The 24,003-nt window shown below is 68.2% G+C and carries 24 protein-coding genes; 18 read left to right on the forward strand and 6 right to left on the reverse strand.

Annotated elements, in window-relative coordinates; genetic code table 11:
* Positions 1-75 precede the first annotated feature (75 nt).
* Both IEX71_RS08230 and IEX71_RS08235 read left to right on the forward strand, forming a co-directional pair.
* The gene (locus tag IEX71_RS08230; RefSeq protein WP_188836464.1) at positions 76-1,194 is read left to right on the forward strand and encodes a sugar phosphate isomerase/epimerase family protein; all 1,119 of its coding nucleotides are present in this window, start codon (positions 76-78) and stop codon (positions 1,192-1,194) included.
* Positions 1,195-1,325: 131 nt separating this feature from the next.
* Positions 1,326-2,336, forward strand: a complete 1,011-nt coding sequence (locus tag IEX71_RS08235; RefSeq protein ID WP_188836465.1) for a sugar phosphate isomerase/epimerase family protein — start codon at positions 1,326-1,328, stop codon at positions 2,334-2,336.
* Positions 2,337-2,382: 46 nt separating this feature from the next.
* On the opposite strand, the gene IEX71_RS08240 is transcribed toward IEX71_RS08235, so the two are convergent.
* Positions 2,383-3,105, reverse strand: coding sequence for a Type 1 glutamine amidotransferase-like domain-containing protein (locus IEX71_RS08240; protein WP_188836466.1), 723 nt, complete (start codon positions 3,103-3,105; stop codon positions 2,383-2,385).
* A 118-nt stretch (positions 3,106-3,223) separates the two neighbouring features.
* Between IEX71_RS08240 and IEX71_RS08245 the strand changes: the two genes are divergently transcribed.
* The 3 genes from IEX71_RS08245 to IEX71_RS08255 all read left to right on the forward strand — a co-directional run bounded on the left by IEX71_RS08245 (position 3,224) and on the right by IEX71_RS08255 (position 6,181).
* Positions 3,224-3,952: an IclR family transcriptional regulator gene (locus tag IEX71_RS08245; RefSeq protein WP_188836467.1), complete on the forward strand. Its 729-nt coding sequence runs from the start codon at positions 3,224-3,226 to the stop codon at positions 3,950-3,952.
* A gap of 67 nt (positions 3,953-4,019) precedes the next feature.
* Complete coding sequence (locus IEX71_RS08250) at positions 4,020-5,171, forward strand: aromatic ring-hydroxylating dioxygenase subunit alpha (RefSeq protein WP_188836468.1); 1,152 nt, start codon at positions 4,020-4,022, stop codon at positions 5,169-5,171.
* The gene (locus IEX71_RS08255) at positions 5,168-6,181 is read left to right on the forward strand and encodes a PDR/VanB family oxidoreductase (protein WP_188836469.1); all 1,014 of its coding nucleotides are present in this window, start codon (positions 5,168-5,170) and stop codon (positions 6,179-6,181) included. The genes IEX71_RS08250 and IEX71_RS08255 overlap by 4 nt, the downstream gene beginning before the upstream one ends.
* A gap of 60 nt (positions 6,182-6,241) precedes the next feature.
* Here the strand turns inward: IEX71_RS08255 and IEX71_RS08260 are convergent, their stop codons facing one another.
* Entirely contained in the window at positions 6,242-8,584 is a 2,343-nt protein-coding gene (locus IEX71_RS08260) for a bifunctional metallophosphatase/5'-nucleotidase (RefSeq protein ID WP_188836470.1), read from the reverse strand.
* Positions 8,585-8,833: 249 nt separating this feature from the next.
* Between IEX71_RS08260 and IEX71_RS08265 the strand changes: the two genes are divergently transcribed.
* The 3 genes from IEX71_RS08265 (at position 8,834) to IEX71_RS08275 (ending at position 11,253) form a co-directional block, all read left to right on the forward strand.
* The gene (locus IEX71_RS08265; RefSeq protein ID WP_188836471.1) at positions 8,834-9,742 is read left to right on the forward strand and encodes a carbohydrate kinase family protein; all 909 of its coding nucleotides are present in this window, start codon (positions 8,834-8,836) and stop codon (positions 9,740-9,742) included.
* Positions 9,739-10,665: a pseudouridine-5'-phosphate glycosidase gene (locus IEX71_RS08270; RefSeq protein ID WP_188836472.1), complete on the forward strand. Its 927-nt coding sequence runs from the start codon at positions 9,739-9,741 to the stop codon at positions 10,663-10,665. Before IEX71_RS08265 ends, IEX71_RS08270 begins: the two co-directional genes overlap by 4 nt.
* 159 nt (positions 10,666-10,824) lie before the next feature.
* Positions 10,825-11,253 (forward strand): DUF6069 family protein, encoded by a 429-nt coding sequence (locus tag IEX71_RS08275; RefSeq protein ID WP_188836473.1) that lies wholly within the window; start codon positions 10,825-10,827, stop codon positions 11,251-11,253.
* Between the two features lie 108 nt (positions 11,254-11,361).
* Here the strand turns inward: IEX71_RS08275 and IEX71_RS08280 are convergent, their stop codons facing one another.
* Entirely contained in the window at positions 11,362-11,976 is a 615-nt protein-coding gene (locus tag IEX71_RS08280) for a CGNR zinc finger domain-containing protein (RefSeq protein ID WP_188836474.1), read from the reverse strand.
* 60 nt (positions 11,977-12,036) lie between these two features.
* Here IEX71_RS08280 and IEX71_RS08285 point away from each other — a divergent pair, with 60 nt between their 5' ends.
* From IEX71_RS08285 to IEX71_RS08295, 3 genes are read left to right on the forward strand one after another with little or no spacing between them, the layout of a single operon-like run.
* Positions 12,037-12,612: a hypothetical protein gene (locus IEX71_RS08285; RefSeq protein WP_188836475.1), complete on the forward strand. Its 576-nt coding sequence runs from the start codon at positions 12,037-12,039 to the stop codon at positions 12,610-12,612.
* A gap of 45 nt (positions 12,613-12,657) precedes the next feature.
* Positions 12,658-12,885, forward strand: a complete 228-nt coding sequence (locus IEX71_RS08290; RefSeq protein ID WP_188836476.1) for a hypothetical protein — start codon at positions 12,658-12,660, stop codon at positions 12,883-12,885.
* A complete protein-coding gene (locus IEX71_RS08295; RefSeq protein ID WP_188836477.1) occupies positions 12,857-13,966 on the forward strand; it encodes a serine hydrolase domain-containing protein in 1,110 nt (369 codons plus the stop codon). The genes IEX71_RS08290 and IEX71_RS08295 overlap by 29 nt, the downstream gene beginning before the upstream one ends.
* Positions 13,967-13,978: 12 nt before the next feature.
* Here the strand turns inward: IEX71_RS08295 and IEX71_RS08300 are convergent, their stop codons facing one another.
* Entirely contained in the window at positions 13,979-15,229 is a 1,251-nt protein-coding gene (locus tag IEX71_RS08300) for a hypothetical protein (RefSeq protein ID WP_188836478.1), read from the reverse strand.
* 82 nt (positions 15,230-15,311) lie between these two features.
* Positions 15,312-16,163, reverse strand: coding sequence for an alpha/beta fold hydrolase (locus IEX71_RS08305; RefSeq protein ID WP_188836479.1), 852 nt, complete (start codon positions 16,161-16,163; stop codon positions 15,312-15,314).
* Between the two features lie 108 nt (positions 16,164-16,271).
* Between IEX71_RS08305 and IEX71_RS08310 the strand changes: the two genes are divergently transcribed.
* Positions 16,272-16,895: a GntR family transcriptional regulator gene (locus IEX71_RS08310; protein WP_188836480.1), complete on the forward strand. Its 624-nt coding sequence runs from the start codon at positions 16,272-16,274 to the stop codon at positions 16,893-16,895.
* Positions 16,892-18,271 (forward strand): MFS transporter, encoded by a 1,380-nt coding sequence (locus tag IEX71_RS08315; RefSeq protein WP_188836481.1) that lies wholly within the window; start codon positions 16,892-16,894, stop codon positions 18,269-18,271. The genes IEX71_RS08310 and IEX71_RS08315 overlap by 4 nt, the downstream gene beginning before the upstream one ends.
* Positions 18,272-18,384: 113 nt before the next feature.
* On the opposite strand, the gene IEX71_RS08320 is transcribed toward IEX71_RS08315, so the two are convergent.
* Positions 18,385-18,909, reverse strand: a complete 525-nt coding sequence (locus tag IEX71_RS08320) for an inorganic diphosphatase (protein ID WP_188836482.1) — start codon at positions 18,907-18,909, stop codon at positions 18,385-18,387.
* A 187-nt stretch (positions 18,910-19,096) separates the two neighbouring features.
* On the opposite strand from IEX71_RS08320, the gene dacB reads away from it, so the two are divergent.
* From dacB to hpt, 5 genes are all read left to right on the forward strand, one after another.
* On the forward strand, positions 19,097-20,521 hold the full coding sequence (gene dacB, locus IEX71_RS08325; protein ID WP_188836483.1) for a D-alanyl-D-alanine carboxypeptidase/D-alanyl-D-alanine endopeptidase: 1,425 nt from the start codon (positions 19,097-19,099) through the stop codon (positions 20,519-20,521).
* A gap of 75 nt (positions 20,522-20,596) precedes the next feature.
* On the forward strand, positions 20,597-21,343 hold the full coding sequence (locus IEX71_RS08330; RefSeq protein ID WP_188836484.1) for a class I SAM-dependent methyltransferase: 747 nt from the start codon (positions 20,597-20,599) through the stop codon (positions 21,341-21,343).
* A 15-nt stretch (positions 21,344-21,358) separates the two neighbouring features.
* Complete coding sequence (locus IEX71_RS08335; RefSeq protein WP_188836485.1) at positions 21,359-22,402, forward strand: Rv3626c family coenzyme F420 biosynthesis-associated protein; 1,044 nt, start codon at positions 21,359-21,361, stop codon at positions 22,400-22,402.
* A gap of 10 nt (positions 22,403-22,412) precedes the next feature.
* Complete coding sequence (tilS, locus tag IEX71_RS08340) at positions 22,413-23,405, forward strand: tRNA lysidine(34) synthetase TilS (protein ID WP_188836486.1); 993 nt, start codon at positions 22,413-22,415, stop codon at positions 23,403-23,405.
* A 4-nt stretch (positions 23,406-23,409) separates the two neighbouring features.
* Entirely contained in the window at positions 23,410-23,961 is a 552-nt protein-coding gene (gene hpt / locus IEX71_RS08345) for a hypoxanthine phosphoribosyltransferase (RefSeq protein ID WP_188836487.1), read from the forward strand.
* Positions 23,962-24,003: the final 42 nt, after the last annotated feature.

Below are 24,003 nucleotides of genomic sequence, written 5' to 3' on the forward strand. Positions count from 1 at the left end.
CGTCGTTCGCCGGAAGGAGTTGTGCACCACCACCCCGCAAGGACCGCCTCCGTCAATCTCCAAGGAGCAGTAACCATGCATGACAACGAAGTCCAGCCGCTGAAACTCGCCAAGGGTCTCGGTCTCAGCCGTCGACAGTTCATGGCGGCTTCCACCGGAATGGCGGCGGTGGCGCTCACCGCCGTGGCCGCGCCGGGTGCACGCGCTGACGCAGTCGGCAATGCCGGCGGTGTCCTGGTCCCGAAGTCCAAGCGGGGGATCATTCTCTACACCGTCCGCGACGCGACCTCGCGCGACCCGAACACCTCGCCCTACGCGTCCGGATTCAAGGCGGTCATCGAAGAGCTCGGCCGAATCGGATACACCCAGCTCGAATTCGCCGGTTACGGTCAGCATGCGAACGCGCCGGGTGGGAACCTCAACACCCTGGATGGCGCTCGCCTGCTGCGAAAGTGGCTGGACGACAACGGAATCGAGGCCGAGGGCAACCACGGGTCGGTGCCGTCGACGGTCACCGACGCAACGCTTGCGTCGTTCGATGCCGCGTGCGAGGTGGCCAACATCCTCGGTATGTCGCACATCGGCACCGGCGGCGACCCGACCGGCTCGGCATACGTGGCGGACTGGGACGCGGCTGCTGCGCGTTGGAACGTCTTCGGCGAACGCGCGTGGCGCAAGCACGGGTTGAAGCTCTACACCCACAACCACGACGTCGCCTACAGCTTCCTGCTGGACAGCGGACCGCTCGATGACCAGGGGCGTCCGACGCGCTCGTCGGGCATCCGCCGTCTCGAACACTTCCTGGCCAACACGGATCCGAAATACGTGCACCTCGAAATGGACATCTACTGGGCGCACGTCGCGCAGTACAAGCACAAGGCATACACGGCCGCCGACGGATCGACGGTCACGTCGATCTTCGACCCGGCGGCCGTGGTCGCCAAGCAGTCCAAGCGATTCCCGCTCTTCCACGCCAAGGACGGTGCGATCGACACCACCAAGGCCGACGGCTATGTCATGACACCGTTCGGCACGGGCGACATCGACTACTCGACGTTCTTTCGACGGGTCGGTGCCGGCGGCTGGCACAACCCGATGTACGAGCAGGACAACGCGCCCAGCGGCGCGTCGCCCGGACAGTCCTTGGAGTTCGCCAAGGTCAGCTACGACAACCTCGCCGCCCTGCGCGGCTGACACGTCCCGGCGCCACCGGCCCTCGCCGAGGGTCTTCCACCACCCAGGCGGAGGCCGGTGGCACCGCCATACCCGCATCGCGACCGGGAACAACCGCATGAAACAACAGGATTCACCGAAGGAGACGCACGATGACTCGACCGATCACGCTGTTCACCGGGCAATGGGCCGACCTGCCGTTCGAGGAGCTGTGCCGTCTCGCCGGCGACTGGGGCTACGACGGGCTGGAGATCGCCTGCTGGGGTGACCACTTCGAGGTCGACCGCGCCCTCAGCGAGCCGGACTACATCGCGTCACGTCGCGAGATCCTCGACAAGCACAACCTGAAGGTGTGGGCCATCTCCAACCACCTCGTCGGGCAGGCGGTGTGCGACGACCCGATCGACTTGCGGCACAAGGACATTCTGCCGCCGGCAGTGTGGGGTGACGGCGACCCGGAAGGAGTTCGCCAGCGCGCTGCGCAGCGGATGGCCGACACCGCCCGTGCCGCCGCGCTACTGGGTGTCGACACCGTGATCGGCTTCACCGGTTCGGCCATCTGGAAGTACGTCGCGATGTTCCCGCCGGTGTCCGACGAGGTGATCCAGGAGGGTTACGCGGACTTCGCCCGACGGTGGAACCCGATCCTCGACGTCTTCGACGAGGTCGGCGTCCGGTTCGCGCACGAGGTACATCCGAGCGAGATCGCCTACGACTACTGGACCACGCACGCGACGCTGGAGGCCATCGGTCACCGTCCGGCGTTCGGGCTGAACTGGGACCCGAGCCACATGGTGTGGCAGGACCTCGACCCGGCCGACTTCATCTGGGAGTTCAGGGACCGCATCTACCACGTCGACTGCAAGGACGCGCGCAAGCGGATCGGCAACGGGCGCAACGGTCGGCTGTCCTCCCACCTGCCGTGGGGAGACCCTCGGCGCGGCTGGGACTTCGTGTCCACCGGACGCGGCGACGTGCCGTGGGAGCACTGCTTCCGCACGCTCAACGCGATCGGGTATGACGGCCCCATCTCGATCGAGTGGGAGGACGCAGGGATGGATCGGCTCCAAGGAGCGCCCGAGTCGCTGGACTACGTGCGGCGGCTGAACTTCGAACGGCCCACGGCATCGTTCGACGCCGCGTTCAGCAGCACGCGCGACTGAACACGGCCAGGCGCCGGACGCCGCGGAGGCGCCCGGGCCGGTTCGGTCAGAGTCGGCGGATCGGCAGCGCGGTCTCCACTGCAACGTCGCTGTCACGCACCAAGTGGTAGGCGCCCGCGCCGTCGAGTTCGGACACCGCTTCGGCGAATTCGGTGCCGCGGTAAAGGATCCCGGCACCGTCGTCGGTGCAGTAGGACTCCGGCAGCGCGCCGTCCGCGACCAGGCGCTGCATCAACGGGCGACGGCGAGCCTCGCCGTCGTAGTGCACGCCGTTGCCGTAGGGCAGGAGACCGAGGCCGTTGGTGATCGGCTGCAGGTCCGCGCCGAAGGAGTCGGTCGTCCCGCCGCTGTGCCAGCAGATCGATCCGGCGCTGACACCGGTGAGTACCACGCCGGCCTCCCATGCGGCGCGCATCGCGTCGTCGAGGCCGTGCACGCGCCATACGGCCAACAGGTTGGCGACCGAGCCGCCCATCACCCAGACGACGTCCTGCGCGAGCAGGTGCTCGGCCTGGTCGGCGACGTTCGGCATCTCGAAGAGCTGCAGGTGGGTGTGGTCGTACCCGGCGATTTTCGCCGCCTCGGACAGGGCGTGCAGGACGAACGGGTTGTCCCCGACGGCGGTCGAGACCGTGCACAGGCGTGGCGCCCGACCGGTGACGCCGGCAAGTTCGACCGCAAAATCGGTCAATTCGCTGAATTCGAAGAAGGTGCGTTCACCACGGCGGACACCACCGGAGGTCGCAAGGATGGTGCGTTCGACGGGCATGCTCGAGACGTTAGTTCATCCGATCGTCGGGGACGAGCGCGTTTCGGGTGGGACGATGCTCAGGGAATGGCGGACACCACCGCTTGGTCGTGCCGCACCGACGTCGGAAGGTCCACGGATGGCAGGTTCGGTCGCTGCGAAGCTGCTGGGCATCGTCGGCGCCTTCGACGAGTCGCACCGCGAGTTGTCGCTGACCGAGCTCGCGGCCCGGTCCGGTCTCACCCTGTCGACCGCGTCCCGCCGGGTCGCCGAGCTGGTTGCCTGGGGTGCGTTGGAGCGGACACCGGCCGGGCACTTGCGAATCGGCTTGTGGCTGTGGGAGGTCGGTTCCCTCGCGCCGCGCAGCACCCCGTTGCGTGAGGCTGCCCTACCGTTCCTCGAGGATCTCTATCTCGTCACGCGGGAGAACGTTCAGCTGGCCATCCGCGAGGGCACCGAGGTGGTGTTCGTGGAGCGGATCACCGGCCGGCACTCGGTGGCCGTGCTGACCCGGGTTGGCGGTCGGTTCGCACTGCACGCCACCGGCGTCGGTCTCGTGCTGCTGGCACACGCACCCGCCGGCGTGCTGGACGACGTGATCGACGCGGGCCTGACGTCATACACGAAGGCCACGATCACCGACCCCGCCCGGCTGCGCCGCGTGCTCGCCGAGGTGCGCAAGCAGGGATATGCCGTCAGCGCGGGCGCGGTGACCGACGACGCGCTGTCGGTGGCGGCGCCGGTCACCGACGCCAAGGGCCACGTGGTGGCGGCGGTGTCGCTGGTCGTCGCGCTGGACTCGGCACGGCCGGCCCAGCTCGCGCCCGCTGTGCAGACCGCTGCGCGCGCCATCTCCAGGGCTCTCTGACCGATCCTCTTGCACTGAGTGCAAGTCGTATGGCGTGGGTCACGTGGCCCGCAGCACGCTGCTCCTCATGACGAACGAAACCCTCCGGGACCGCGTGAACGCCAAGATCTTCCCGCATCCGCTCGACGCCTGGTATGCCGTGGCGTGGGACCACGAGGTCACCCACAAGGGAATCCTCGCGCGCACCGTCGCCGGCCGACCGATGGCGATCTACCGGACCGAGTCGGGACGTCCGGTCGCCCTGGCCGACGCGTGCTGGCATCGGTTGGCGCCGCTGTCCATGGGCAAACTGGTCGGCGCGGACGAGGTCCAGTGCCCCTACCACGGGCTGCGCTACAACCCGGCCGGGCGCTGCACCCGGCTGCCGGCCCAGGAGACCCTCAACCCCAGTGCGTCGGTGCCGTCGTTCCCGGCGGTCGACCGTTACCGCTTCGTCTGGGTGTGGCCGGGCGACCCGGCGGCCGCCGACCCCGACCTCATCCCCGACATGCACCAGATGGACGACCCGGCCTGGGCGGGCGACGGACTCACCATCGACGCCAAGTGCAACTACCAGCTCATCCTGGACAACCTGATGGACCTCACCCACGAGGAGTTCGTGCACGGCTCCAGCCTCGGACAGGACGAGCTGAGCCAGTCGGAGTTCACCACCCGGCTGGAGAGCGACAATCACGTCACGGTCACCCGCTGGATGATCGATGTCGAGCCGGCACCGTTCTGGGCCAAGAACATTCGCGATCGCTTCCCGGACTTCAGCGGCCGTGTCGACCGCTGGCAGATCATCCACTACTACGCGCCGAGCACGATCTGCATCGACGTCGGCGTCGCGCCGACCGGCACCGGTGCACCGGAGGGTGACCGCAGCCACGGTGTCAACGGCTACGTGATGAACACGATCACCCCCGAGACCGAGCGGACGTCCCACTACTTCTGGGCCTTCACCCGCAACTACTGCCTGGACAGCCAGAAGATCACCACCGAGCTGCGCGACGGAGTTCAAGGAGTCTTCCGCGAGGACGAGATCATGCTGCAGGCGCAGCAGGACGCGATCGACGCCAACCCCGACTACGCCTTCTACAGCCTCAACATCGACGCCGGTGGCATGTGGGTGCGCCGCATCCTCGACCGGATGCTGGCGGCCGAGGGCCGGTTGGACGACGTGCCGTCCGGCGCCCCCGACGACGCGCGAGCCCTGGTCGGTCAAGAGGTGCCGTCGTGACGAATGCCGCCGCCCACGACTGGCGCACCTGCACCGTCGTGGAGAGCCGGCCGGTGTCCACACGTGCGCGGCGCATCACCCTCGAGCGCCCCGTCGCATCGGGCCGCCCGGCGGAGCCCGGGACGCACATCGACATGCGAATCCCGTTGCCGGACAAGGGCTCCGACAACACCTCGGACGTCCGCTCCTACTCGATCGTCGAGTCGGACGACCTGGGCAAGCACCTCACCGTCACCGTCCAGCGCGCAGCCAACAGTCGCGGCGGCTCGGCATACCTGCACGGCCTGCGGGTCGGAGACACGATCGGGGCGACCCGTCCGTTGCAGGACTTCCCGCTGAGCTTCGGCGCTGACGGATATCTGCTGCTCGCCGGTGGCATCGGAGTGACTGCGCTGGTCAGCGTGGCGCGGGCCTTGCGGCGCCACGGCGCGCCATACCGGATCGTGTATGCCGGGCGCTCGCGCGACGACATGGCCTACCTCGACCTCCTGCGGGAGGAGCACGGCGAACGCCTCACGACCTTCGTGGACGACGAGGGCAGCCAGCTCGACGCAGCCGCACTGGTCGCCGAGGTCGCCGCACAGTCCGGCCGGCAGGAGCTGGTGATGTGCGGTCCGGTGCGGCTGATGGACGCGGTGCGCCGTGCCTGGTCCGCGGCCGAACTGTCGCCTGTCGACTTGCGATTCGAGACCTTCGGCAACAGCGGGTGGTATGACGCGGAGCCTTTCGAGGTGGAGTTGCCCGAGCAGGGGATCACCGCGACCGTCGCCGCCGACCAGACGATGCTGGACGCACTCGTCGAGGCGGGCGCCGACCTGATGTGGGACTGCCGGAAGGGCGAATGCGGGCTGTGCGCGATGGCCGTCAACGACCTCGTCGGGGAGCTCGACCCGCGCGACGTCTTCTTCAGTGAGCGCCAGCAGCTGGCCGCGGACCGCGCCTGCATGTGTGTCGCGCGGGTGGCAGCCGGCGGCGCCGGCTCGGGCCGGGTGAGCGTGCGGACCCTGTGAACGGACGATGCCCCAGCCCCGGCGGTGTGGCTGCCGGGGCTGGGGCATCTCGCGGTCCAATCACTCGACGACCGTGATCACCACCGGGTCGGAGGTCGCCATACCGCCGTCCGCGTCCGTGTAGCGAGCGGTGATGCTGTGCTCACCGATCGCCGCGTTCTTGGGCAGCCGGTAGTCGGCCTTGCCGGCACCGTTCGTGGTGACTGTGGCGACCAGGGCGCCGTTGTCGTAGAACTCGACCGGCGACTTCTTGGCCATGCCCTGCTCGAGCGCGACCCGAGCGGTCAGCTTGGTGCCGTTGCGCTTGCCCTGGTGTTGCACGGTGCTCGTGGCCTCGAGTGTGACCGTCGCGGAGCTCTCCGGGGCGGACTCCACCGGCACATTCACCTGGGTGGTCGTGCCGGTCGTGTCACCGGTGACGGTGAGTGCCGCGGTGCCGGCCGGCGTACCCGCCGGCAGGGTGACACTCACGCTCGCCTTGCCGGTCTCGTCGTCCTTGACGGTGCCGACGGTGTTGTCCACCGGGAAGGAGCCGAGCGACGTGTCGCCGAGCTTGACCGTGACCGAGCTGTCCTTCGCGGTGCCGGTCGACATGGACAGGGACGACAGGTCGAAGGCGACCGTGCCACCCGCCTGGTATGCCGCGGGGGCGCCGTCGGGGAAGTGGACGCCCACCGAACGTTGCGAGTTGTCAACCGGCAGAGCGGAATCAGCAGCCTTGGCGGCCATGTAGTCGACCATGCCTTGCAAGTCGGTCTGGCCGGTGTCCTTCTTGTTCGCACCGTTGGCGAGCTCCGCGAAGTTGTCACCACCGGTCGCCAGGAACGAGTTGACCGTCACCGAGTAGGTCGCGCTGTCGGTGATCGGCTCGCCGTTCAGCCACATCTGCCGGATGCGATCGCCCGCCGCACCAGCCGGGTCGTAGGTGTAGGTGAAGCCCTGGGAGATGCCCAGCCGCAGGAACGGCCGGGACGCACCGGCCGGCTGCCACTGCTGCTCGAGGACCTTCTTGATCTGGGCCCCGGTGAGTGTCATGTTGACCAGCGTGTTGGCGAACGGCTGCACGGTCGCAGCCTGCTTGTAGGTCAGGACCGTGGGATAACCCGCTTCGTTGTTGCCCACCATGTCGGCTCGCAGCCCCCCAGGGTTCATGAGGGCGATCTGTGCCGAACCGGTCGTCGAGGACTCGGTCGCCCAGCGCTGAGCCTCGGCGACCAGGTTGCCGAGCGTCGACTCGCCGCCCCGGTTCTCGGCGGAGGAAGAGTCCTTCGCCCGGTTGAACGGCCCCGCGATGTTGCCCAGCGGCTTCTTGCCGAGCACGTCGGCGTTGGCGACCGCGGTGTCGACGATCTTGCCGACAGTGCCGTCGGCCGCGTAGTTGGGAACCCAGATCTTCTTGGTCGGGTCGTCCGAGTTCGGATCGTCGACCTCCTTGGTCAGCGCGAGCGTGTTGGACTCGACGCCGGTCACCTGACCGGCGGAGGAGACGGTGAAGTTCAGCTGGTCGAGGTTGTAGCCGTACTGACCGGCGGAGACCACCGGTCGCTGGGTCACCGGCCGGCCGGCCCAGGCGGGAACGTCGACCATGCAGTTGTAGGTCAGGTGTGTGTGCCCGGAGACAACCGCATCCACGTTGTCATCGAGGCCGGTGACGACCTTGCCGAAGTCGTTGGCCGGGTCGGTGACCGATGCACAGTCGGTGTTCGGAGCGCCCTCGTGGACCAGCATCACCACGATGTCGGCGTCACCACTCGACTTCAGCGCGTCGGCTTCCTTGTTGACCGCGCTCGCGATGTCGGTGACCGAGATGTTCGCGATGCCGCCGGGGGAGACGAGCTCGGGCAGGTGCTCGGTGACTGCTCCGACGAAGCCGACCTTGACGCCGTTCAGGTCCTTGACCCAGGTCGGGTCCAGCGCCGGGTTGCCGCTGTCCTTGAACTTCACGTTGGCACCCAGGTACTTCCACTGTGCGCCGCCATACGGGTTGGTCGTGGCGTCATACGGCGCCATCACGCGGTTGACCAGGTCGTCATACCCCTGGTCGAACTCGTGGTTGCCCACCGCGGACACCTCGAGGCCGGAAGCGTTCAAAGCGTCGATCGTCGGCTTGTCGTGCGCGATGAACGATTCGAACGTCGAGGCGCCGATGAGGTCACCCGCGGCCGCGAAGACGGTGTTGGGCTGCTGGGTGCGCAGCTGGTTCACGGCACCGGCGAGCACGGCCGCGCCGGCTTCCTGGCCATTGGCCTGGATGCGCCCGTGGAAGTCGTTGATGCCCAGGACTTGCACCTCGGTGTCACCGGCTGCAGCCTGCGCGTGGCTCGGCGCGGCGAGCGTCATACCGGTGGCCATCGTCAGGGCGCCGACCACCGCCGTCCCCAGTCGGAATGCTCTCTTGGTCATGCCGCCACTCTCTTCTGCCGATGGTTGTGCCGATGTGGATCGGCGGGTGCTGTCCAGTTGGCCGACGGCGCCGCTCCTATCACGACTTCCCGCCAGAACTCGGAAGAGTAGTTCAAGGAAGCCTGGGAGAACCGCGAAATGCAGCAACCCGGTCCGGGTCTTCGTCCGGTGGACGGCTGCCGTTCCCAGGGGCGTCGTCGGCGCCCGAGCGGGTGAGCCCGCGTGGTGGCTGCCTGGCAGGATGTGCGGATGGCAACGGTGCTGGTGGTGGGCGGTGCGAACGTCGACGTCGTCGCGCAGTCGACCGGGAGCTTCACGGCCGGCACGAGCAACCCGGGCCGGACCTATTCGAGCGCTGGGGGAGTGGGCCGCAACATCGCCGCGAACCTCGGCCGGCTCGCCGTCCCCACGACGCTGATCGCCGCGTTCGGAAATGACACTTTCGGCGAGCGACTGTATGCCGAAACCGCAGCAGCATCAGTGGATCTCACCCACTCCGTCACGCTGAACATGCCGAGTGGCAGCTATCTGGCGATGCTCGACGGGACCGGCGAGCTGGTCGGCGCCGTGTCGGATATGAAGGCGGCGGAGTCATTGCGCGCCGAGCACGTGCCCGAGCAGGTGATCGCGACCGCGGCGTATGTCGTGCTCGACGCGAACCTGTCGGCAGAAGTCCTGGAACACGTATGCCGCCTGGCGGCCGCGAGCCGGGTCCCGGTCGTCATCGACCCGGTGTCGGTGCCGAAGGCGGACCGAGTGGCGCGAGTGCTCAAGGCCGGTCCGGTCCACACGATCACCCCGACACGCACCGAGCTCGTGACGCTCACCGGCGAGGATGACCTCGCAGGTGGTGTCGCAGCACTGCACGACCTCGGCGTCGGCCGGGTCTGGGTGCGTGAAGGCGCAAGCGGGTCAACACTTTTCACCGCCGAAGCAAAGACCCACGTGGCGGCGATCACCGCAGACGTCCGCAACGTGACCGGCGCCGGTGACGCGATGGCGGCGGCATACGTGCACGCACTGATCACCGGACACGACGACGTCACCGCGGCCAAGCACGGAGCCGCGGCGGCATACCTGACCATCACCAGTGAGCACACTGTCCGGCCGGACCTGTCTCCGGCACTCATCGAGCAGGTCCTGAAGGAGCAAGAATGAATCCGCATCCCCGTTTGCAGCTGACCGACGAGGTGCGCGACGCGCTCGCCGCCGGGAGACCGGTCGTCGCTCTGGAGAGCACGATCATCAGCCACGGCATGCCCTACCCCGCCAACGTGACGATGGCGCGAGAGGTCGAGGCGCTCATCCGCGCCGAGGGAGTCGTCCCCGCGACGATTGCCGTCCTCGACGGCGTCCCGCGCATCGGGCTGACCGACGAGAACCTCGAAATGCTCGGCAAGGCAGGCGAATCCGTCACCAAGGCAAGCGTGCGCGACCTTGCCTACGTCATCGCCAAAGGCATCCACGGGGCGACCACGGTGGCGGCGACGATGCGGCTCGCGTCGCTGGCCGGCATCCGCGTCTTCGCCACCGGCGGCCTCGGCGGTGTGCACCGTGGCGCCGCCGACTCGATGGACCTCTCCGCGGACCTGACCGAGCTGTCCCGTACCCCGGTGGCGGTCATCTCGGCCGGCGTGAAGTCGATCCTCGACATCGGCCTGACGCTGGAGGCGTTGGAGACGTTGTCGATCCCGGTCGTCGGCTACCAGACCGACGAATTCCCTTCGTTCTACTCACGATCCAGTGGGCACGAGGTGCCGATGCGCGCCGACAGCCCCGAGGAGCTCGCCGCGATCATGGCTACCCAGTGGGACCTGGGGATCACCGCTGGCTTCGACATCGCCAACCCGATCCCGGCAGCGGAGGAGATCCCGGCCGACGAGATCTCCGGCATCATCACGCAGGCGCTCGCCGACATGGACGAGCGGGGCATCACCGGCAAGGACACCACGCCATACCTGCTCGGCCGCGTGGTGGAGCTGACCGACGGTGCGTCGCTGACCGCCAACATCGCACTGGTCAAGAACAACGCGCTGCTCGGTGCGCAACTCGCGAAGGCCTATGCAGACGTTGCGGGCTGACTAGGGCGTACGCACGGTTGCGGGAGGCCTCGGCGACGCTCACTGGGTTGACCGGCCGGGCCGAAAGAGTGGGATGCCAACTGTCGTATTCGGTGGATCCCGTTCGTCGTCATGTCAAGAGACGGTATGGACCGCCTCACCGACTGAAGGTTGAATGACATGTCTGAAGTACTCACCGTCCACGAGCAGTCACGCGTTGTCCCGACTCGCCCGGCGCTGTGGTGGCCCGGCGTGGCGCTGTCCGCCGGCGGGGCGATTGCCGCGTCTTTGGTCGCCGGGGCGGCACGCGCGGCCGGGGCTCCCCTCGAAGTCGCCGGTGAGGCGATTCCGTTGTTCGCGTTCGCCCAGCTCGCGTTCATCTTCTCCCTCCTCGGCGTCGTGCTCGCTGCGGCTTGTCGTCGATACTCGCGACGTCCGGTTGGCGTATTCCTGCGCATGACTTTTGCACTGGTTGTTCTCTCGTTCATTCCTGACCTCTTGACGCCGGACATCGACGCGGCGTCCCGAGTCGCTCTGATCTGCAGTCACATCGCGGTCGCCGCGGTCGTCATCCCCGGGCTCGAGGCCCGCCTGCGCCAAGCGTCGTGAGCGCGGAAGGTCAATGGATGTCGTGAGCTTCGGCTCTCACGACATCCATTGACCTTTCGGCGAGCGATCGTTGTACAGGGGCTCGGCGGGGTCCAGCGGCCGGGCCGGTCAGTCGCGCTGCCGGTTCGCGAACGCGGCTTGCTTGGCGCGGTTGCCGCAGACCGCCATCTGGCACCAGCGGCGCCGGCGCGACGTGTTGAGGAAGAGCCACCCGCAGTCCTCGCCGGGGCAGGCCGTCACGAGCTCCCGCCGCTCGTCGGCCAGCAGACGACCCGCTTCGATGAGGAGCGCGTCGAGCGGGTCCTTGAGCGTGCCGTGCCCGGTGAACTCCCACCGTGCGCTGTCGACATCGACGACGAAACGCCGCCGGGTGTGCGCTGTGCTGATCGCGTCGGCGAGCCGTCGTCTGCCCGCCGCGCTCGGAGTGCCGGTCAGCGCGGCGTAGAGATCGGCCCGGAGCGACCGGGTGCGCTCCAGCACGCGCTCCGCGGAGCCAGGGTCTCGCCCCGCATACCGGCGCAACGCGTCGCCCGACTCGGCGGAGATGACGCCGGTGGTGGTCGCGAGCAGCGCGAGCGCGTCATACGTCCGCAGGTACTCGCCACGAGGGTCCGGCGGCCCGTCCCAGCCGGCGCGCGTGTTGCACAACTCCAGGGCGGGGTGGCCGCTGAGCGGTTTGGGCAAGGAGATGCCGTCGACCTCGATGCGCCAAGGGGTTGACATGTGAACCATCTAACCATTTTTATCGATATAACCGGTTATGTAAATCTAATGGTTAGGGGTATGGCGATGCGGATGTCACACGGAGTGGCGGCAACGATCGGAGCAGCAGTGCTCGCTGTGGGTACGGCGCAGGCGGCGCCGGCCGTGGCGGCGCCGCGAGCGAACGACGGAACCCCGGGCTGGCACTGGGTGAACGAGGGGTGGGAGCCGGCGCCACAGGGCGACAACACCCTGCCGGCGGCCCGTTACTGCCGGACGTTCGACCTCGAGCTGGACTCGATCAGTGAGGACGTCCGCAGCAAGGTGCTGTCGCGCTGGGACAACGGGAAGCCGAAGGACACCTACTACACGGGGCCACTCACCGTTCGTGCCGAGAACCTCACCACTGGCAAGGCCAAGAACTACGACATGGGCGGTGACGCCCTCGAGAGCGACTACCCGACCGGCAACTGGCACGTCTATCGGACCCACGGACCGGTCGGGATCGGCATGCCTATCGGTGCGTCCAGGGGCATGCCCGCGAGCTACTACGTGATGGACGGTTATCACGTGCTCCGCTTCAACGCCGACAACACCGAGCGCACCCTGACGGTGCGGCGCGGCCCGGAGACCGACATCTGCGCCGCCCTGCGGTGAGGGGCGCGTGGTCGGCCCGCGCGTCCGCCGGTGCACAATGGAGGGGTGATCGCCTCCCTGTCCACGAAGCTCGACCAGAACAACGGGCACCCCATCGGGATGGGCGTCACCTTCTTCGGGATCTGCATCTTCATGATCGCGCTCTTCGCGCTGATCATCTGGGTCGGCAAGCAACGCGACAAGCGCCGTGGCGGTCCGAAGGAAGCACCGCAGCTGCCCCTGCTGATCAAGAAGGACGAGGAGCGTGAGCGGCGCCGTAACGCCGGTCGCTGAGGCCATCGCGGCGCTGGAAGCCGCACGCACCACTCCTGTCGCTCCTGGCGCACCGCTGGTCGCGGGCGCAGTCGGACTGCTCGCCGTCGGTGAGCACGTCCTCACGGCGCATGCCACCGGCTTCGCCGTGTTGTATGACGACACCGGCGCTCCGCTGCCGGTGGAAGAACGCGTCCCGATGCGCGTGGACACCGTCTTCGACGTCGCATCGCTGACCAAACTCTTCACGGCCACGGTGGCGATGCAGCAGGTCGAGTCAGGCATGCTCGACCTGGATGCTCCGGTCGCAAGTTACCTGCCCGACTTCGCGCAGGGCGGCAAAGGGGCCATCGCGGTGCGCCAGTTGCTCACGCACACCAGCGGATTGGAGTGGTGGCTGCCGCTCTGGCGCGACTGGCCAACCCGAGAGGACCGCATCGATGCGGCGCTGACCAATCCACCGACGTCGCCGCCGGGGGCGGAATTCGTCTACAGCGATCTCAACCTCATCGCCCTCGGCGTCATCCTGGAGCGGCTGGGCGGTGCGCCCCTCGACGTGCTCGTCGGGGACGGCATCACCGGACCGCTCGGAATGCACGACACCGGGTTCGCCACCCAGCTGGGTCACGTGGCACGCGATCGCTTCGCCGCCACCGAGATCGAAGAGGACGCCGGTCGCGGCCTGGTCCGCGGCGAGGTGCACGACGAGAACGCCTGGTCGCTCGGCGGCGTCGCGGGCCACGCCGGTGTCTTCTCCACGGCGGCCGATCTGCTGCGCTTCGCGCAGGTCTTCACCGGCGACGACCCGCGAATCCTGAGTGCGGACAGCGTGATTGCGATGACGACCAATCTCAACCCGGATCTTCCGGACGACTCGCACGGTATCGGGTTCGAGATCGACCAGCCGCGCTACATGGGCGAGCTGAGTGGCCCGCGGACCATCGGGCACACCGGCTTCACCGGCACCTCGCTGGTCGCGGACCTGACGAGCGGCGCCAGCGCCATACTCCTGACGAACGCGGTGCACCCGCACCGCCCGGAGACGTCGATCAACGCGCTCCGAGCGCGGTGGGCCACCGGGCTGGCGCGGTCATTGGGTTGACCGCACGGCCGCTCAGTCCCCGTTCGGACCCTGGGCCACACCCGGATTCTGTGACCCGGGCAGGCTGGTTGCGAGGTAATCGAGGACATCGCCCGACGCGGGGACCGGCGCGAAGCTCAGCCCGTTCCAGGACACGTCGTCGCCGAAGTCCCAGATGGCGGTGCCGATATAGCGCGGGTCGTGTACCGCACCGGTCGCCCGGATCGCTGCGACGGCTGCTCGGGTGTAGCTGAGCATCGGATGGCCGGTCGCGCCGGTCGCGTCGGGCTCGCAGTTGTCGATGGCATTCGGCCCGGCCGTGCATGTCGTGAACTCGTGGGCGGACGCCGAAGCCGGGATGCCGAATCCGTAGCGGATGTGCAACCGATTGGCCCACTGCTTGGCGTTGCCGGCTTCCCGCCGGGCCGCCGACGTGTAGTTGACGAGACTGTTGAGGGTGCCCGCCGGCGCATCGCTGAGGTCGTAGAGCGAATCCATCAAGTAGCCGTTGCGGTACGTCGCGAGGATGTCGCGGACGTTGGCGGCCGACTCGGTGCCGGGCCGGATTGCCGCCGCGAAGGTGAAGACCGAGTAGAACCGGCCCTGAGGATGGTCGGCGTCGACGCAGCCGTACGGGTCGTCCGCGGTGCCGCTGGTGTGCCGACCGGCGAAGTTCTTCGCCAGTTGCAGATAGAAGTAGTACTGGCCGTTCTTGGTGGAGACATCGAACGGCTCGAGATCGAACTGGATGCCATCGACGTGCGGGTCGGCGCACACCTGGGCCGCGACCTTGTCGGCGAACCCGGCGGCGAGGCTCGGGCTCAACTCGTTGAAGCCCTGTAGATAGCCATTGGCGTCGGTGCGGCCGTCGATGATCGGCGAGATTGTGAACGAGTCCGACGTGGCGGCGAACGCGTCGTGGTAGGCCGCCGTTCTCGCCGGACCACCGCCGGCCTCGGTGTAGAACGAGTAGAGATCATCGGCGGCGCAGCGGGTGCCGTCGTTGTCGGGGCAGTACATCTCCATGTCGGTGCCGTAGCTGTAGACCTGGTTGAGCGCATGGCCGGCTCCGGCCACGGCGTTGTATGCCGTGATCGCGTCGACCCAGGTTCCCGGTTCTGCCGAGTCGTAGACCCAGGCGGAGTTCGCCTTCGGTGGGAACGCGTCGCCGTGTGTGGCACTGGCCGCGGCCGGCGGCAGCACGCTCACTCCCGTCGCCGTGGCTGCCGCGGCAGCCACGGCGAGCGCTCGGCTCAGGCGGCTTGGTCGGTGTAGATCCGCCATGTGGTGCTCCCTCGAGTTCGTCGGCGGACTCAGGCCTAGCAGAGCCGGAGCTGCGCCACAAGGGCGCGGTGCGTCATTCAGCTCACCGCACGCGACGCAGAACCGCCTCGACCACCTCGTCGGCGTTGACCTCGGGCAACCAGTGCCCAGCGCCCTTCACCTCGACGAATTCGTAAGGCCCGGAGACGAATTCGGCTGACTTCTCGGCGGCCTCGCGGCCGAGGGCGAAGTCGCGCGACCCCCATACGTAACTCATCGGCACAGTGACCTTCCGTGCGCGCCGCGGCCCACTGGCCTGCTTGCGGGAGGGCAGTGCGGCACGGAGTTGCCCCGCGAGCATCGAGCGATACCAGCCCAGCGGGCCGCTCAACGACCTCGGCGTGGCGAAGCGATCGGCATACTTCTGGGCATCCTCGGGCGACATACCGGTCTTGACGTACATCTCCGGTAGCTGCCGCAGGACTCCGCGCTCGGCGATCCAGGGCAGTTGGAAGAATGCCATGTAGCTGCTCTTGCGCCACTGATTGCTGTGCCGCATCGCCCACATCAGCGCTTCGGGGTGCGGTGTCGACAGGGTGGTCGCCGACGCGATGCGGTTGGGATGCGCCTGCGCCAACTGCCAGATCACCGCACCACCCCAGTCGTGTCCGACGACGTGCGCCGTCGGTGCCCCGGCGGCGTCGATCAGCGCGATGACGTCCCGTGCCAGCTCCGACAACGGGTATGCCGTGCGGCTCCTCGGCGTGGCACCGGGGGAGTAACCGCGCTGGTCCGGCGCGAGCACGCGGTAGCCCGCCTCGACCAGCTGGGGCGCGACCTTCTCCCACGCCTGCCGGTCCTGGGGAAAACCGTGCAGCAGCACGATGACCGGGGCGTCCTGCGCGCCGGAGTCGGTCACGTCGAAGGTCAGTCCGTCGCGGGTGTAGGTGTCCATGCAGTGACGGTAGTCCAGTCGCCGGGGTCACCGGGAGAGCGATCTCACGTCCGAACGTTGAGAGTGGATATGACACGAGTGACGTGTTGTATCTATCGTGGATGCAACATGAGTGCAAGTGACAAGGCATACGAATTCGTCAAGCAGGGCATCCTCTCCGGCGCCCTGGCTCCGAGCACCTTCCTGACCGAGGGGCAGCTCGCCGATGAGGTCGGCGTCTCCCGGACGCCGGTGCGCGAGGCGCTCCTGCGGCTGCAGGCTGAAGGGATGGTTGAGCTCTTCCCCAAGAAGGGGGCGCTCGTCGTTGCGGCCACGCCCCGGGAAGCACGCGAGACGTTCGAGGCGCGTGGGCTTATCGAGGAATGGGCCGCCGGCCAGGTCTGGCCGCGGCGAGCCGACACGGTGCCGACCCTGCACGAGAAACTCGATCAGATGTGCGCCGCGCTGAAGGCCGACGACATCGGCGCCTTCAGCGTAGCCGACCGTGCCTTCCACGAAGTCATCGTCGAAGCAGCCGGAAACTCAGTCATCGCAAGGCAATACCGCCACCTGCGAGACCGGCAGATCGTGATCGTCGCGGGCAGCATGCGAGCCGACAAGTCCCGTATGGCGTCCTCGGTCAAGCAACACAAGGAACTCGTGCAGCTGCTGGAGACCGGCACCCGGGCCGCCTTCGTGCGCGCCTGCCGCGAGCATGTCGCGCACGCGACGAGCCTGGTGACGAGCCGATGACGCCGCCACCCGCCAACGCCGAGGACCGGGAACACCACCTGCCCGGTGTCGTCGAATCCCCCTCCACCGAGTGGCCGCTCGGAGGTCGCCGGGCATGGAGCGTCTTCGTCGTCGCGCTGCTCGTCTACATCCTGGCGATCTTCCACCGCACGTCGTTGGGTGTCGCCGGGGTGATGGCCGCCGAGCGATTCCACATCAGCTCGGCACAACTCGCGACGTTCGTCATGGTGCAGCTGTTCGTGTATGCCGCGATGCAGGTGCCGGTCGGCGCCCTGTTGGACCGGTTCGGCTCCAAGGTGCTGCTGATCTGCGGTGTGACGACGATGACCATCGCGCAGGCCGGCTTCGCCTTCGCAGATACCTTCGCATTGGGTGTGCTGGCAAGGGTTTTCGTCGGTATGGGCGACGCCATGGTCTTCGTGTCCCTGCTGCGCGTCGTCGCGCTGTGGTTCCCGCCGGCGCGCTCACCGATCATGACGCAACTCGTCGGTGTCTTCGGCCAGTTCGGCGCCATCGCGGCGGCCGGTCCGCTGTCGGTCGCGTTGCACGGTATGGGCTGGACAAAGTCCTACTTGCTCGCGTCGTCGGTCGGCGTCGTCCTCGGTGCCGCGCTGATCCTGGTCGTGCGCGATTCGCCATACAAGACCAAGGAGCGGACCGAGATAAAGCTGCGCGCCGTGGCGCGGGCGGTCTCCAGCGCGTGGCGTGAGCCGGGGACCCGGCTCGGGCTGTGGTGCCACTTCACGTCGCAGTTCAGCGCGACGGTCTTCAGCCTGATGTGGGGCTTCCCGTTCCTGACCAAGGGCGAGGGCCTCTCGACCGGCACCGCGAGCCTGTTGCTGGAGATCATGGTGCTCGCGACCGTCACCGCCAGTCCGCTCTTCGGCGCGTTCACTGCGCGCTACCCCTACAACCGCTCGACCCTCGTGCTCGGCACCGTCACCGCGATCATGGTGATGTGGGCGGTCGTGCTGCTGTGGCCCGGTCAGGCGCCGCTGCCGGTGCTGCTCCTGCTCGTGGTCGTCACCGCGATCGGTGGCCCGGGTTCGATGATCGGCTTCGACCTGGCCCGCACGTTCAACCCGACGCACCGGATCGGCTCCGCCTCCGGCATCGTCAACGTCGGCGGGTTCACCGCGACGCTGCTGTCGGTGTTCGTCATCGGCGTCATCCTCGACCGGGTCGCCCCGGGTGGCGCGGAGCACTACGACATGCACGCGTTCCGGGTGGCCATGTCGTTCCAGTACGTCATGTGGGCGTTCGGGATCGTGCAGATCGTGCGGCTGCGTCGACGCACCCGTCGCCTCGTGCACGCCTCGGACGACTACGACCACCTGAAGGTCGGTGTGCGGACCGGAGCACCCACGGCACGCTGACCCCCTTCGCCGAGAGACTCACATACGCATCGAGAGGCTCAGGAAAACAGGCCAGGACGGCCGGATTTTCTGAGCCTCTCGGCGTGCTACTGCCTCTCGGCAAGAAGGGTCAGTCAGTGCTTGTTGGGGGAGACCCAGCGTGCGGTGTCGACGCCCTGGTCCTTGGCGCGCTGCAGCGCGTCGGCGACGATCTTCTCGGCCTCGTCGCGGCCCGCCCAGTGCGAGCCCTCCTCGACGCTCTTGCCCGGCTCGAGCACCTTGTAGGTCTCGAAGAAGTGCTTGATCTCGTCCAGCAGGAAGCTGCCCACGTCACTCACGTCCTGGATGTGGTCCCAGCGCGGGTCCCCGGCGATGACCGTCAGGATCTTGTCGTCGCCACCGGCCTCGTCGACCATCTTGAAGACGCCGACCGGACGGGCCTCGACGATGGCACCCGGGATGACCGACTCGGTCAGGAGCAGCATGGCGTCCAGCGGGTCGCCGTCCTCACCGAGCGTGTGCTCGATGTAGCCGTAGTCGGTGGGGTACTGCATCGAGGTGAACAACCGACGGTCCAGGCGAACTCGCCCGGTCTCGTGGTCGACCTCGTATTTGTTGCGGCTGCCCTGCGGCACCTCGATGGTGACGTCGAACTCCATTACGCCTTGTCCCTTCGCCTGGAAGTTTATTCTGAACAAGCACAGCGAGCTTGGGCAGCGTTGGCATGGCGGCAGCTTGCTGACGCCCTTGCCGACGCAGAATAAGCCTCCGGGGTCGTTGTGCTTGACTGACGCCTAGTTTGGCGCACCGACGGGCGCGCTGTCGTGCGAGGGGTGTAGCGGGTTCATGAGTAAGCGGTTCGCGGCCACGGCGGCTGCCGCTGTCGTCGTGCTGGCGATCGGCTACGAGACGCTCGATGTGTATGACGTCGTCCCTGGCCCGCTCACCCGCTCGGCCGCGGCTCGTCCGGCGGTTCCGGAGCCAGGTAAGACCAGCGTCGGGCCGTCCGTGGCACCACCGACACCTACGACCGCGTCACCGCTGGCCGCGGCGGAAGGCCCGGAGCAGGTCCCCGCGAAGGTGCAGGCGAAGGTCGCGGCCGCCCTGAAGAAGCCCGATCTCGCCAAGAAGCTCGGTGTGGTCGTGGCCGACGCCAAGACCGGCCAGGTCCTGCTGCAGAAGCACGAAAACTCAGCAATGACACCGGCATCCGTCACCAAGCTGCTCAGTGCGTGGGTCGTAGCCAACACCCTCGACCTCAACAAGCCGTTGACGACGAAGGTGGTCAACGGCGCCTCCGACGACCGGATCGTCCTGGTCGCAGGAGGGGACACTGCGCTCAACCCGGGCAAGGGAGATCCCGAGCACGTCAACGGCCACGCCGGACTCGCCGATCTGGCGGCGCAGGTGGCCACGTCGCTCAAGAAGAGGGGCACGACCTCGGTCACGGTCGGCGTCGACACGTCATACGCACCGGGGCCGCTGACCGCCAAGCACTGGGATCCCGATGTGGTCGCAGCCGGTTACACCGCGCGGATCGCGCAGCTCGGCCTGTCGACCGAGCGCGCGACCGACCCGGCCCGCCCCACACCGAAGGACCCGGTCGCCTCGACCCAGCAGGCGTTCGTCAAGGCGCTGAGCAAGCACGGCATCACCGCCAAGGCCGGAGCTTCGACGACGGCGGGCAAGGACGCGACCGTGCTCGGTCACGTCGAGTCCGCCCCGCTGCTGGACGTCCTCGGCAACGCGTTGCAGACCAGTGACAACGCGATGATCGAGTCGCTCGCGCGGCAGGCGGCGTTCCACGAGGGAGTGGGCGGTTCCACCGCCGAGGTCACGGCGTTCGTCGAGAAGAAGCTGAAGGACGCCGGGTTCGATATGAAGGGCGTGAAGCTCGCCGACGTCTGCGGCCTGTCCTCGGGTACGACGATCCCGCCGCGGGTGCTGGCCGATGTGCTCCTGTCCGGCACCACCGGCAAGAACAAGTCGTTCGGCGAGGTGCTGACCCGGCTGAGTGTCGGCGGCTACAACGGCACCCTCGACAACCGCTTCCTCCAGCCCTCGAACAACTCCGCAGCCGGCGACGTCCGCGCCAAGACCGGGTCGCTCACCGACGTCGCGTCGCTCGCGGGGACGGTCATCACCGCCGACCACCGGGTGCTCGTCTTCGCCGTCATCAGCAACGCTGCGAAGTCCTGGGGCCCCTACGGCACCCGCGCCGCGATCGACGACTTCGTCGCCGACCTGCAGAAGTGCGGCTGCTCGAAGTGACGGCCGATCGCCTTGTCTGACAACAGCTTTCCGGGATCACGGCAACAATGGCTCGACTCCGAGGCGCAGCTCAGGGTGCAGTTGCGACAGGAACTGGTGCGGCGTCAGCTGCGGAGGCACCTGCCGGATCCACCTGGCTCCGTGCTGGACATCGGCGCCGGCCAGGGGCGCAAGACCCTGGAGCTGGCTGAGCTCGGTCACGAGGTCGTCGCCGCCGAGCCCGACGTGCACATGAGGGAGGTGCTGCAGGAACGGCTCGCCCAACAGCCACCACAGGTCCGCGAGCGGATCACGGTGTCATCAGCGGGTTTCGGGGCTCTGGGGGAGCTCGCCGATCGCACGTTCGACACCGTGCTGGCGCTCGGTGTGCTGATGTACCTCCCGTCGGGCACGACGGCTCTCACCGAAGCCGCCGGCCGGGTCGCGCCGGGCGGCATACTCTCCGTCGCGGTGCGGCTCGACGTCTCCGCCGTATGGCGCCCGGCCCGCCGCCAGGACTGGACCGCGGCGCTCGCGGCGTTCGAGCAGTGGGATCGGGCGCAGGCCTCCGGCGAGGACGTGCACTACACCAATGAGATCGGCGCCGCGGCCCGTGCCGATTCGTTCGACCGCCTCGTCGCGGCCGCGGCGACCGCCGGCCTGACGCTCGAGCAGTGGTACGGCATACGCATCGCCCTCGACCTGCAAGAGGTCGACGCGGCGCCGCCGACGGACCCTGCCGACCTCGACGCTCTCCTCGCCGTAGAGGAGCGATTGGGCGCGATGGACCCCTACCGCTGGCTCGGACAGCTCGCGCACCTGGTCTTCCGGCGCTCGGCCTGACATACGCTCGACTCCATGTCTGAGGTGTATGTCGACTGGGCCCTGGCCAAGCGCACCGGACGCCGCTGGGTGTCCGACGGCCCGTCCACGACCCCGACCGAAGCCGCGGACGTCGTGGCGGAACTGCGCGACGCCGCACACCGAGCGCTGCAACCGGTCGCGGACACCGCGCGCCTCGATGCGGCCGCCGGAGCGAACTCGCCCGTGCACGTCGTGGACCGTGGGGCCTGGATCGACGTCAACGTGGAGTCGATGGCAGCGCTGCTCACACCGGTCGTCGACGAGCTCACTGCGCGTCGCAAGGCCGGCCCGCGCGCCCGCGCCGTCGGCGCACGTGTCACCGGCACCGAGACCGGCGCGCTGATGGGCTTCGTCGCGAGCAAGGTCCTCGGACAGTTCGACCTCGCACCGGACGGCCAACCCAGCCTGCTGCTGGTCGCACCCAACATCGTCGCCGCCGAGCGCCAGTTGGGGGTGGACCCGTCGGACTTCCGCCTCTGGGTGTGCCTGCACGAGGAGACGCACCGGGTGCAGTTCACCGCCGTGCCGTGGTTGCGCGAGCACCTCATCGACCGGATCCGCACGCTGGCCGTCGACATGGTGCCGCGCCCGGAGATGCTCCAGGAGCGGCTGCAGGCCGCAGCGAAGGCGCTCCCGGGCATCCTCAAGGAGGGCAGCGGCGGCCTCACCGATCTCGTCGGCAGTCCCGAGCAACGTGCCGAGCTGGCCAACGTGACCGCCATCATGTCGCTTTTGGAGGGCCATGCCGACGTGGTGATGGATGATGTCGGGCCGCAGATCGTGCCGTCCGTCGAGGAGATCCGCCGCAAGTTCGACGCCCGTCGCAAGGGCACCGTCGGCCCGGACCGGATCATCCGCCGGCTGCTGGGCCTGGAGGCGAAGATGCGCCAATACCGCGACGGGGCGGCGTTCTGCCGGGCGGTCCAGGAGAAAGTCGGCATCGACGGCTTCAACGCGGTCTGGGCCGGTCCGGAGAACCTGCCGACCGCCGACGAGATCTACGCACCGGCGACCTGGGTCGCGCGCGTTCACGGATGAGCGACTGGCCATGACCGGCCCGCATCCCGCGGTCGCCGCCTGCCGGCGTGGTGTGCGCGCGGCGCTGTCCGAGGCGGCACTGCCCCCCGGAAGCACGGTCGTGACGGCCTGTTCCGGCGGTCCGGACTCACTCGCGCTCGCCGCCGCGGTCGCGTTCGAGGCGCCGAAGCAGCGGCTCACGACGGTCGCCGTCGTCGTCGACCACCAGTTGCAGGAGGGGTCGGGCGACGTCGCGCTGCGCGCTCTCGAGCAGTGTCGCGACCTCGGGATCGATCAGGCTGCCGTCCGCACCGTCGACGTCGCGGGCACCGGTGACGGCCCGGAGGCTGCCGCCCGGGACGCCCGGTATGCCGCCCTCGCGGAGGCGGCGGCGTCCTACGACGCGGGTGCCGTGTTGCTCGGACACACCAGCGACGATCAGGCGGAGACGGTGCTGCTGGCCCTGGCGCGCGGGTCCGGACCGCGGGCGCTCACCGGTATGGCGCGAGCGTCCGGAGTGGGGGTGCGGTGGCTGCGGCCGCTGCTGGACGTGACGCGCGACGAGACCCACGCGGCCTGCGCCGCGCTGCGGCTGGAACCCTGGCACGACCCGCACAACGACGACCCGCGCTACCTGCGGGTGCGGGTGCGCAAGGCGCTCGCCGACCTGGAGGCCGACATCGGTCCGGGTGTGGTCGCAGGGCTGACCCGCACCGCGGAGCTCATCCGCGACGACCTCACCCACCTCGACGACAGCGCGACCCGGTTGGCGACCGAGCTCGGCGAATCCCCTTGGCCGGTCGACGAACTCGCTGCGATCGCCACACCCCTCCGCACTCGTGTATGGCGCGAGCTGCTGCGCCGGGCAGGCTCCCCGGCGGCTTCGCTCGGGAAGGTGCACATCGACGCCGTCGACGCGCTGGTGACCCGGTGGCACGGGCAGCAACCGATCCACATCCCAGGGAGCCTGCAGGTCCGACGCGGTGCCGGGCTGATCGTGGTCGAGCGGCGTCAGGTTCAATAGGCCCATGGATTCCAGCCATATGGGCAATGACCTGGACCACGTCCTCCTGACCGAGGAACAGATCCACGCGCGGCTCGACGAGCTCGCGACCGAGATCTGGCGCGACTACCACGACAAGGACGTGCTTCTGGTCGGTGTCCTGAAGGGCGCCATCCTGGTGATGGCCGACCTGATGCGGGCGCTGCCCGGGTCGGCTCCGATGGACTGGATGGCGGTGTCGTCATACGGCTCGGGCACCAAGTCCAGCGGCGTGGTGCGCATCCTCAAGGACCTGGACACCGACATCTCCGGGCGGCACGTGCTGATCGTCGAGGACATCATCGACTCGGGCCTGACCCTCAACTGGATCCGCGCCAACCTCACCTCGCGGGAGCCGGCGTCGCTGGAGATCTGCACGCTGTTGCGCAAGCCGGAGGCGGCCAAGGTCGACATCGACTGCAAGTACGTCGGCTTCGACATACCGAACGAATTCGTCGTCGGTTACGGCCTGGACTACGACGAGCGCTACCGCAACCTGCGCGACATCGGCACTCTCGCCCCCCACGTGTACTCATAGGACGGATCCGCGAGCGGGTCGCATCTACATCTGTGTCGACTG

It is taken from the genome of Flexivirga endophytica (assembly GCF_014640635.1).
Taxonomy (GTDB): Bacteria; Actinomycetota; Actinomycetes; order Actinomycetales; family Dermatophilaceae; genus Flexivirga; species Flexivirga endophytica.

Excerpts from the sequence above, each read along its gene's own strand:
- IEX71_RS08320 (WP_188836482.1), bottom strand. The coding sequence starts at position 18,909 with ATGGAGTTCGACGTCACCATCGAGGTGCCGCAGGGCAGCCGCAACAAA.
- IEX71_RS08270 (WP_188836472.1), top strand. The coding sequence starts at position 9,739 with ATGAATCCGCATCCCCGTTTGCAGCTGACCGACGAGGTGCGCGACGCG.
- IEX71_RS08310 (WP_188836480.1), top strand. The coding sequence starts at position 16,272 with ATGAGTGCAAGTGACAAGGCATACGAATTCGTCAAGCAGGGCATCCTC.
- IEX71_RS08335 (WP_188836485.1), top strand. The coding sequence starts at position 21,359 with ATGTCTGAGGTGTATGTCGACTGGGCCCTGGCCAAGCGCACCGGACGC.
- IEX71_RS08260 (WP_188836470.1), bottom strand. The coding sequence starts at position 8,584 with ATGACCAAGAGAGCATTCCGACTGGGGACGGCGGTGGTCGGCGCCCTG.
- IEX71_RS08230 (WP_188836464.1), top strand. The coding sequence starts at position 76 with ATGCATGACAACGAAGTCCAGCCGCTGAAACTCGCCAAGGGTCTCGGT.
- IEX71_RS08285 (WP_188836475.1), top strand. The coding sequence starts at position 12,037 with ATGGCGATGCGGATGTCACACGGAGTGGCGGCAACGATCGGAGCAGCA.
- hpt (WP_188836487.1), top strand. The coding sequence starts at position 23,410 with ATGGATTCCAGCCATATGGGCAATGACCTGGACCACGTCCTCCTGACC.
- IEX71_RS08300 (WP_188836478.1), bottom strand. The coding sequence starts at position 15,229 with ATGGCGGATCTACACCGACCAAGCCGCCTGAGCCGAGCGCTCGCCGTG.
- dacB (WP_188836483.1), top strand. The coding sequence starts at position 19,097 with ATGAGTAAGCGGTTCGCGGCCACGGCGGCTGCCGCTGTCGTCGTGCTG.
- IEX71_RS08250 (WP_188836468.1), top strand. The coding sequence starts at position 4,020 with ATGACGAACGAAACCCTCCGGGACCGCGTGAACGCCAAGATCTTCCCG.
- IEX71_RS08280 (WP_188836474.1), bottom strand. The coding sequence starts at position 11,976 with ATGTCAACCCCTTGGCGCATCGAGGTCGACGGCATCTCCTTGCCCAAA.
- IEX71_RS08265 (WP_188836471.1), top strand. The coding sequence starts at position 8,834 with ATGGCAACGGTGCTGGTGGTGGGCGGTGCGAACGTCGACGTCGTCGCG.
- IEX71_RS08235 (WP_188836465.1), top strand. The coding sequence starts at position 1,326 with ATGACTCGACCGATCACGCTGTTCACCGGGCAATGGGCCGACCTGCCG.
- IEX71_RS08240 (WP_188836466.1), bottom strand. The coding sequence starts at position 3,105 with ATGCCCGTCGAACGCACCATCCTTGCGACCTCCGGTGGTGTCCGCCGT.
- IEX71_RS08305 (WP_188836479.1), bottom strand. The coding sequence starts at position 16,163 with ATGGACACCTACACCCGCGACGGACTGACCTTCGACGTGACCGACTCC.
- IEX71_RS08315 (WP_188836481.1), top strand. The coding sequence starts at position 16,892 with ATGACGCCGCCACCCGCCAACGCCGAGGACCGGGAACACCACCTGCCC.
- IEX71_RS08245 (WP_188836467.1), top strand. The coding sequence starts at position 3,224 with ATGGCAGGTTCGGTCGCTGCGAAGCTGCTGGGCATCGTCGGCGCCTTC.
- IEX71_RS08275 (WP_188836473.1), top strand. The coding sequence starts at position 10,825 with ATGTCTGAAGTACTCACCGTCCACGAGCAGTCACGCGTTGTCCCGACT.
- tilS (WP_188836486.1), top strand. The coding sequence starts at position 22,413 with ATGACCGGCCCGCATCCCGCGGTCGCCGCCTGCCGGCGTGGTGTGCGC.